At 41.8% G+C, this 9,987-nt stretch carries 5 protein-coding genes; all 5 read right to left on the reverse strand.

Annotation, left to right across the window (positions count from 1 at the left end; translation table 11 throughout):
- Positions 1–11 precede the first annotated feature (11 nt).
- The 5 genes from MIC7126_RS0106575 to MIC7126_RS0106595 all read right to left on the reverse strand — a co-directional run bounded on the left by MIC7126_RS0106575 (position 12) and on the right by MIC7126_RS0106595 (position 9,946).
- The gene (locus MIC7126_RS0106575) at positions 12–1,517 is read right to left on the reverse strand and encodes a thioester reductase domain-containing protein (protein ID WP_017652338.1); all 1,506 of its coding nucleotides are present in this window, start codon (positions 1,515–1,517) and stop codon (positions 12–14) included.
- 2 nt (positions 1,518–1,519) lie between these two features.
- Entirely contained in the window at positions 1,520–3,187 is a 1,668-nt protein-coding gene (locus MIC7126_RS0106580; RefSeq protein ID WP_017652339.1) for a PfaD family polyunsaturated fatty acid/polyketide biosynthesis protein, read from the reverse strand.
- Between the two features lie 79 nt (positions 3,188–3,266).
- Entirely contained in the window at positions 3,267–6,530 is a 3,264-nt protein-coding gene (locus tag MIC7126_RS0106585) for a PfaB family protein (protein WP_017652340.1), read from the reverse strand.
- A gap of 62 nt (positions 6,531–6,592) precedes the next feature.
- Positions 6,593–7,948 carry a beta-ketoacyl [acyl carrier protein] synthase domain-containing protein gene (locus MIC7126_RS0106590; protein WP_017652341.1) on the reverse strand — a complete coding sequence of 452 codons (1,356 nt, stop codon included), beginning with the start codon at positions 7,946–7,948 and terminating at the stop codon, positions 6,593–6,595.
- 285 nt (positions 7,949–8,233) lie between these two features.
- Entirely contained in the window at positions 8,234–9,946 is a 1,713-nt protein-coding gene (locus tag MIC7126_RS0106595) for an SDR family NAD(P)-dependent oxidoreductase (RefSeq protein WP_017652342.1), read from the reverse strand.
- Between the last annotated feature and the right edge of the window lie 41 nt (positions 9,947–9,987).

The following is a 9,987-nucleotide window of genomic DNA, read 5'->3' on the forward strand; positions in this document are numbered from 1 at the left end:
GCCAAATAGTATTAGGCAACATTTAAGAAACCAGTTTGAATCAAATATGCCGTATAGGTCATAAATAATTCACCAGTAATTGGTGGACAAACAATCGAACTACCAGCTAATGCATGGAGAGTATCTTGACAACTAATGTGGGGTCTTTTCGCTTGCAGATACAAATCTGGAATAGTCAATTGTTCATCAGACCAACGCTCCAATAAAAATGGTCGCAGAGTATATAAAGGATTGTCCACCGAAGAGACATTATTAATTAATTCTGATTGCCATTGTTCGTAAGGAATCGCTTGGACTGGATAACCAAAAGATTGCACCCATTTAATTAATGTACTCAAAGGTGCAGGTTGGGGATGTTGCAAATTGAATGCTTTACCTATCGATGACTGCTGCATTGATAAATAAACAATCGCTTTGCTGACATAATCTACAGGAGACATATCCATCATGTATTCTACATCAGGAAAATATCCCATTTGCAAACAACCTTTGACCATCAAATTGATAAAGTCATGGGTGTTACAAATACCTGTTTGACTATCTCCAGAAATTAATGGTGGTCTGTGGATAGTTACAGGTAGACCCCGGTCACGAGCAATCTTGACTAACTTTTCTGCTACCCATTTAGTTTGAGAATAGCCGAGGAAAATACCTTCCCAATGATTAAAATCGTCTTGTTCTTTAACCAGTTTTCCTGCATAAGCAGGTGATTCAAAAATAGCCACACTAGAAACGTAATGTACAGGCTTAAGTTTGACTTGACTTGCTAGCCTTAAAACTTCCTGAGTTCCTAAAACATTTGCTGCTTTGAGTGCTGAATAAGGAAAAACATAATTCAGCAGCGCACCACTGTGATAAATGGTATCGATATTAGTAGCAATAATTTGAAATTGTTCTGCACCAATACCCAAAAGTGGTAAAGCTAAATCACCGACAATGGGAACAATTCGAGAATTAAACTGCTCATCCCAAATTGCATAAGTTTGCAGGTTTTTTACCAGCTTATTTTTGCCTTCTTGGATATTCGCAGCCCGAACTAAACAATAGATATCAGCGTTGGTTTGCTCTAGGAGTTCTTTGATTAAAAAAGCTCCTAAAAATCCCGTACCCCCGGTTAAAAAGATATTTTGTGGTACACCCACAGAAACTGGAGGTAAAGCGTCAGGACGGATGGTGGGGTCAAGAACAGCTTCAGCTTGCAAATTCAGCACAGCAGGAGCAGTATTAGTCGCCACCACTGTATCTTGAACAGCAGATTTTTCTGGTAATTCTTCAGCTAATCGCTGTGAAAGTGATGCAATATTAGGGTAGTGCCAAAGTAACAAAGGTGATGGTTGAAATCCCAGCAATTTTTCTAATTTACTGACGAGAATCATTGCTTGCGCGGAATCTAAACCGTAGTTCTCCAAGTTCTCTTGAATATCTATTTCATCATTTTCCACACCGATTAACTCAGCTAGATTAGAAACTAGCCATGCTTGGATATCTGCAGCACTAAAAGACTTTTTGAAACTCATTTTTACATCTCCAATGTTGAGCGAACTGGGTGATATTGAACGTATTTTTCTGGAATTTGTAACCCTTGCATTTTCAAACTTTGCATCCGGTATAAAAATGCAGCCCCAGTCATAATATGGTGAGCGACATCAACGACTTTGCGGTTATTTGGTTCTTCTAGATAAGTACCGCGCACCCAGTCGTTGAAGCTACCCATAGCCGGGCCGCACCAAATTTGATAATCGACTTCCCGTCCCTTCTCTCCAGATTGTGACCAACGAGAAGATAATCCTAAATACCAACGAAAAATCAGCGCCATTTTCAGCTTAGGATTATTAACTGCTTTACCCAATTTTTCCGGGTTTTTTTGCGATAAATAAGCAGCGGTTCCTTCCCAAACTTCCGCGATAGTTTTGCGGAAAACCTGTTTTTCTAACTTCTCTCTTTCTGAAGAAGGAATTTCTTCAATTGAGTCATAGCTGCGGTACAGTTCATACAGTTTCTGCGCGCGCATGGGGAACATTGTCCCGCGTTTGAGGACTTGCAATTTCACTCCCATTTCAAACATATCTGCAGCCGGCGCCATCATCATATCTGCCATTTCGGCTTGAGCTAATAGCTTTTTAGTATGCTCACAAGCACCCGATTCAATACATGATTGATTAATTGAACCTGTGACAACATAAGCCGCACCCATCATAAAGGCGGCTAAAGCTGATTGTGGTGTGGCGATTCCGCCGGCTACTCCCACACGAATCGGTTGTGAATATTGATATTGTGCTTGGATTTCATCTCTTAAAGCCATGATGGAAGGTAACAGACAAACCAAGGGTCGATTATCTGTATGTCCACCAGAATCTGCTTCGACAGTAATATCATCAGCCATAGGAACTTTGGCTGCGAGAGTTGCTTGTAATTCAGTAATTAGTCCTTGTTCCAACAATTCTTTGAGTATCCTTGTTGGTGCTGGTTGTAAGAATTTAGTAGCAACTTCTCGACGAGAAATTTTAGCAATGACTTTGTTTTTGATTTCAATTTGATTTGCATCATTTAAACTTAATCCCGCAACTCGGTAATAAACAATGTTGGGAGTTAAATCTAAAAATGCTGAAGCTTCTACAATTCTGACACCGTATTTCAAAAATAAATCTACAGCGCGGCGTTCAATTGCTAATTCACTGGGACTGTGAATTAAATTAAAGGCGTAAGGGCCATGAGGTAAGGCTTGTTGAATGCGATTAATGGCTGTTTCTAATTTATCTGGAGTTAAACCACCTGCACCAAAGGAACTCAAAATTTTCTCTTTTCCTAGGGCAATTACCATTTCTACAGATGCAATACCACCAGCCATTGCACCAGTTGCATAAGCAGATTTTACACCATAACAGGAGAGGAATTTTGCATCTCCTAGTTGTTGAATTTTTAGTGGTGGTACAGCTATTAATAGCTCTATTGGTGTGGTAGTACTATGGTCATTCGGAACTAAATAACCATCATTAGTTACACCAATTTCACCAGCAATTTTGACGATATAACAGGGTTTATCTAATGCCACAAATTTCTCTAATATGGCTGTTTCTGAAAAAGCTATACAATCTAGTGACCCTTTCCAAATCAGGTTTTGATTGTATGTATTGGTAAATTCTAAACCGTTGTGATGTTGGCTTAGTGGTGCGTCTACGGTGGTCACGCTAGTTATCCCTCAAATTGTTAGAAATAGGTCTTCAAAGTTTGTAGTTGGGAGGATGAGAATTGCCCATCCTCATGAATTATTTTTCGTTCAATAAATTTTCGGCACAGGCTAGTTGTAATTGAATGATTTCACTCATTTGTTGACTAAAATTATTTCTGTTGTGTAGAAAAGTATTATGAGCTTTAGTCACTTTTGAGTTATTGGCATTCAATTGCTGATATGGATGGAATTCGCCGAAGTTGATGTTATTAAATTCATGATTAGTATGATTTTGCAACAGTATGCTTTCGGGAAGTTGCTGTGTGTTGTTGGTAATCTGTAAAGATTGTAATTGTTCTGTGGGAGTCAAAACGTGTTCAATGATATCTTTCATTGCAATTTCTGCTTGATTTTCAGTGTGTGAGGCGATGTTGATTGATGATTCCGCTGCTTGAGGAGTGCATTTAGTAGCTACATTTTCAAAAGATTTGCGGTTTTCCTCGCTCAAGATTTTGGCGGTAATTGATTCACCACCTAAAGTAATTTTTCTCAGGGTTAATTTACTTTGGTGGTGAGATTCTTGAGGGAGATTGTACAAAGAAGATAAGTCTAAATCGATTCGGTGACTGAGTAGTTTTCCTAGTGCTTTGACGATAGAAGTATGGTCATCTGTACCTCTTCTATTCAGCGAAACTGTGATGTGTGCTTGTCCTTCGAGGATTTTATCTATCCAGCGAGAACAGACACTACCAGCACCGGCTTCGATAAAGATTTTTGCGCCGTCAGCATAGACGCGGTTAACTAAGTGGGGAAAGTCTAGCTGTTGACACAATCCTGTGGCGATACTCTCAGCTATCAGATTGCTATCAAGCGCTATCGCTTGATATGCAGCCGCAGAGTAAAATGTAATTCCGGGAATATTCTGAGATGGTAAGGTGTTTAGCTTAACTAACTCTGCATACTCAGAACGCATCGCCTCACAATGAATCACATGGTCGAAGGGAGCAGGGAAAGCATTACAGCCAAGGGTTTGAATCACTCGCTGACAAGCTGCGGGTTCACCAGCAATTAACACCTCTTCCGGTGTATTAATTTGTGTTAAATAAACGCGAGTCTCGTTTTTCAGACATTCCCTCACCTGGGATGGACTAGCCATGAGGACGTAGTTACACCAGAAATTATTGTCTGTAGAGGTTGCTGGTAGTTTCCAATATTCACGAACTGCGTTTTTGGGCCCAGATAATCTGTCACCAAATAAGGCTGAGGAGTTGAAGGAGTTACTTCCTTCATAAAAATTGCTCCACACACCTTGAGCAACCATCATACTAGTTTCACCCAGGCTATAGCCAAACACATATTTCGGTTTGACTTGGAAGTTATCACGAATAACTGTAGTAATTAGCCGAGTGCAAAACATTTCGGCTTCAAACATTGCTAGGGAATCATCTAGCAATTTCTTTTCTAATGTTTCTAGTTGTCGAGTTGTTAATTTACTTAAACTTCTGGGAAATACGAGTTTCTCAACATCCGAAACCCGCTTATACAAACTCTTGACAAAGGGGTCATCTTGGATGTTGGGAAAGAGGCGAAATAGAGTCCGACCAATACCAACATAAGAGTTAACTGCAGCCGGATAAACATAAGCAACTGAACCTTGTTTACCCAATGGGTTAGCTGTGAAATAACTACCTATTGGTGTTTGCCAATCTGTACCACGTTCAAAGGCAATATTTATTCCTTTACGGGCTGAGGCGATTTCTTTGAGTAGTTCTTTTTGGTTGCGTCCGGTAATTGCGAGGGCGTATTTAGCTGTAGAAAACTGTTTAAATTTGACAAAATTTAAACTTGCAGTGTCAGATAAAGATGCAGAATTTTCGATGCTTGATTGTAGATTATCTAGCAGCTTTTCTAACTCTGATTGGTCGTTTGCAGCTAAGGGAAATAGATAAAAAGGACGTTGTTGTAAATACTTGTGGCTGTGGTTAATTTGTTCAGGTTCATCTGACAAAATTACATGGGCATAAGTGCCATCACAACCGATACCATTCACCGCTGCAATTCTCTTGGTGCTGTCTTTACCGACAAACCAAGGTCGAGATTCAGTGGCGACAAAGAAGGGGCTACCTGACCACATTTCGGGTGTTTTCACACCAGTCCAGTTGGGGGTAGCGGGGATGTAGTTGTGATAGAGACACAGCGCGGTTTTAATTAAGCTAGCGATTCCTGAAGCAACAAAGGTGTTACCGATATTGGCTTTAACGCTACCGATAGCACAATGTAAGCCGTCGCCTACTGGAGGATAAGCTTGGAGTAGACCAGCGATTTCCGCTGCGTCTTGTTGGGGAATACCGCTACCGACGACTTCCACATAGTTAACCTCTGTGGGTTGAATACCAGCTATTTGGAAAGCTTGATTGCAGACTTGGTTAAAAATGGCAACATCTGCGGAGGTAGCATGAGCCTGTCCTATACTAATAGCATCAATGACTGCATAAATGCGATCGCTATTTTCTTTAGCAGTGTCATAACGCTTCAAAACCACCGCCCCCGCGCCTTCGCCAATTGTCCAACCGTCGGCTTTTTCGTCAAAACTTAAGGTGTTGACGCCTGTGTTAATTTTCGCTTCTTGGTTTCGCAGTAAGACGTTTTCTACACCACCAGCTAAATCAACCGCACCCACAACCACGGTGTCAACTTCACCTGTGGTTAGTAGCATTTGTGCTACTTCTAAAGCTTTAAAAACAGAGGTTTCAACTGCTGTTAAACTGAATGCTGGCCCGGTGAAATTCCACAGCGAAGAAACTCGACTCGCCATGATATTGTTGATGTAACTTAAATATTCACCAATATCTACTTGATGATGAATACTGTCTTTAACGATGGTTTCTAGTTGGGTGATTTTTTCTTCTGGTAAAGCGATTTCGGCAGCATTTAAACCCTCTTGAATTTGCCAAGATAAATTCCATCTTTGTTGTAAGTGGTGAACAGATGATTCTGTTTCAGCCGCAATGATGACTGCGACATTTCCCCCTTCGGAAATTTTGGCGTCTTTGAGGGCGCGGTCGGCGACTTTTAATAGTAATAGTTGTTGGGGATTGAGTTTTTCTATTTCGTTGGGTGGGATTTTGTAGGCTAAGGTGTTGATTTCAAAGTCGGTGATGTATGCTCCTAATGGTGCTTTGCCATCAGATAAACCGTATTCTTTGAGGATGTTTTCTTGGGTTTCTATACCGTGCCATCTTTTATATGGGAGGGGAATAAAATGTTGTTTCCCGTCGTAAATACTGCGCTCAAATGCATCGAGGTTTTGGCATTCTCCGAAGAAGGTATCCATGCCGATAATGGCAATTTTTTCAAGCATGTGTTGATGAGGGTGGTTAATGGGAATTTAGCTCACGCAAAGACGCAAAGGAAGAAAGGAGGTTATTTTTCTTGTTCAAGAATGAGGTGGGAGTTAGTACCGCCGAAGCCGAAGGCGCTGAGGGCGGCGCGTTTGATGGGGGTGTTATTTGGCCAGGTTGTGGCTGTTTTGACTATGGTTTTGTGGGAGATGACATTGTTATCAGCACCGATGGGTTGGGTGATGTTAATTGTGGGGGGAATAATGCTGTTATTCATGCTACAAATTGTTTTGGTTAAGCTAACCATGCCCGCTGCGACTAATAAGTGACCGACGTTGGCTTTGGTTGAACCAATAAGGGGTTTGGCTTGGTGTTGTCCAAAGAAGGTTTCTATGGAGTTAAATTCTGTGGTGTCTCCTAATAGAGTGCCTGTAGCGTGACACTCCATGTAATCTATTTGGTTAGGATTGATTTTTGCTTCGGTATATGCTCTCTCGAATGCGAGGGTTTGTCCTTGGGAATTAGGACTGAGTAAATGTTTACCTCTACCGTCGTTGGAGAGTCCATTACCGATAATGGTGGCTAAAATGCGATCGCCATCTCTGATAGCATCACTATAGCGTTTGAGCATGACCATGCCGATACCTTCGGCGGTGATGAGTCCTCTGGAGGATTTATCTAGGGGTGAACTGATACCGTTGTCTGGATAACCTTGAATTCCGGAGAATAGCATCCGCAAAAACAGGGGGTCTGTGCAACTGATAGCACCAGCTAACATGAGGTCGGCTTTGTGCGATCGCAAATAATGAGACGCGAGCTTAATGGCATAAAATGAGGATGAGCAAGCAGCGTCTATGCAAAAATGATTGCTGGATAAAGAGAAAGCTTGAGAAATTAACGCCGCTGGTAAGCCGGATATCATGGCGTTTTGTGCAGAAGCTTTCGCGGTTGTTGGTAATTTCGCTAGTTGGAAGTCTTCATCTTTTAGCAGTTCTCTGACTGCTGGGTTAATTGTTTGCTGATAAATTGGGGAGAATAATTGCGTAGAAGATTTGGTAGGAAAGGATAAGTTTCCTAAGATGACGCCGCATTTGGAAAGACTGTTTTGGTTTCCCCAATAGCCACTATTTTCTATTGCTTGTTTGGCGGCGTATAGTGACCATTTAAAAGTGTCGTCTAAGCTGTCGAGAAGTGCTGGTGGTAGGTTATATTCGCTGGAATTGAATTGAAAGTCGCGGATATATCCACCTTTGAGGAAGTAAATTTTTTCCGGTTGACCTTTATTTGGGTCGTAATATATTGTGGGATCTACTCCTAGGTCTTTGGTGGTAACGTCGGATGTAGAATCTTTTTGGGCGGTGATGTTTTGCCAAAATTGTTCAGGATTATTAGCGTCAGGGAAGAGACACGATAATCCGATGATGGCGATTTTTTCCACTGTTGATATCCTAAAGTTGGGGTTTTTATTAGGATTTACGCTTTTCCCCAGTAGGATTTGTTTTGTTTCGCGCAAAGGCGCAAAGGCGCAGAGAAAGAAAAAATAAAGGTGGTATTGGCATTTTATATTATGATTCAGCCAACTTCTTTAAATACCTAAAATTAGAGCATTTGCGTTCTTCCTTTGCGTCTTTGTCTTGAAAAGTTTTGTGGAAGGAGACCTTCCCCACAAACTTTTCGCTGCGCCTTTGCGCGATCAAAATTTATCTTAATCAGCAACGCCCGATTATTTTGCTTGCAATAAGTCCATTGGGACGACAACTGCTCTAGATCCTAATATACGGGAATAGAGTTGTCCTTTGGCGTCGTGGAGGTAGAAGTCGGCGGTGGCGCTGGTGGGTTTTTTCTCTTTGATTTCGCAGGAGACGTAGAAGGTTTGGTTGCGGGGAATGGCTCTATATTGTTCACATGTGGTCATTTGTCCTGGTAGGCACACTTCTTGATGAAAATGGCTTAACCATATCCATAGGGGATGGGTGCTCAGGTCGGTGGCGTATGGGTTATGCCAATGGATGGGGAATTGTCCTTGTTGTTGGCGGGTGATGTCTTTCCAGAAGCATTCTACTGTAATTTTTTCTGGGCTAATGTTTAAAATCTTTTCAATTGCTTGGAAGCATGAACCATGAAATAGTGTGGATGGGCCGTTTTGGTATAAGTCTTTGCCGGTTGTGGTAATGATGTTGTCTGCTGTGAGATTTACTCTTTCGTAAGTTAAAACTGGGGGGAGTTCTCTAACTAGTTTGACGGTGGTGCTGAAGTGATAATGGGTTTTTCCTTCGGGGGTTTTGCTAAGAATTTTAGCTTGAATTTCGATTGATTCGTTTTCGGTTTTGGCGATTTCTTTGAGTTCGAGGATGTGTTCTTTGGCGACGGTTTCGTTGAAGATAATTCCTTTTAAAAATTTAAAGTCTTGACAATTGAAATATCTATAGCCTGGATAACATTCTTCACAACCGTTAATCATCCATGACATGGCGTTTGTGGCTGGTAATACTGGGTAGCCAGCTATCATATGATCTAGTAGAAAGGGATTATTTTCTACTGTCATGCGTCGGCGGATACGATGGGTTTTGAGTTGTGTATCTAGGGGCGCGGGTGGTGGTGACATGGGGCTACCAATTACGAGTTGTGTGGTAGCGTGATGTCGGGGATGCAGTTCTTTGACTAGCATTTGGGTTCCGACTTCGACGGGGATGATGTCGATTCCTCTTTCGGTGAAGGCTTTTTTGATTTCTGGTGTCACCATTCCGCTATCCCAACCGCCCCAGTTGATGGCGACTACGTGACAATGGGGATAATTTTGTTTGATGAGGTGGGCTGATTTGTTAAGGATTTCGTTGGCGATCGCATAATCAGATTGCCCCATGTTGCCGTAAAATCCAGTTACGGAGGAAAACAGTACTAAATGTTGGAGTTGTTCGGGGTTGATGCAAGTTAACAGGTTTTCTAGTCCTTGGACTTTGGCTGTGTAAACTTTTTCAAAGTCTTGTGCTGTTTTCTTTTCAATTAATTTGTCGGCTAGGTTGCCGGCGCCATGTATGATACCTGTGATGGTTCCCATACGGTTGACAACGGCGTTAATTTTCTGTTGCAGGGCGATTTTATCGGTAACATCGACGCTGAGATATTCGCCGGTGCTTCCTGTTTGTTGTATGGCTGCTAAGGTTTTTTTGATTTCTCGGCTGGAGTCGATTTGGTTATAGATTTTTTGCACGCTCATGGGTGTGGGTTTCTCGCCTTGAGAAATCAGGTTTTCCATGATGCGCTTTTTTAAGGCGGCTTCTTCTAGACAATCTTGAGCATATTCTGGTTCGGTGGCCAGGAGTTGGGAGCGACCGAGGAGGATGTATTTACCGGGTTGTTTCTGTGCTAGTTTGATGGTGCATTCGGCGGTTATTCCTTTGGCGCCACCGCTGATGAGGTATGTTGGTGTTGTCATATGGTTTTTGGTTTTATTTTTAACGCAGAGGGGTGTGGAGT

Origin of the sequence: Fortiea contorta PCC 7126, from assembly GCF_000332295.1 — a bacterium.
In the GTDB taxonomy this organism is placed as follows: Bacteria; Cyanobacteriota; Cyanobacteriia; order Cyanobacteriales; family Nostocaceae; genus Fortiea; species Fortiea contorta.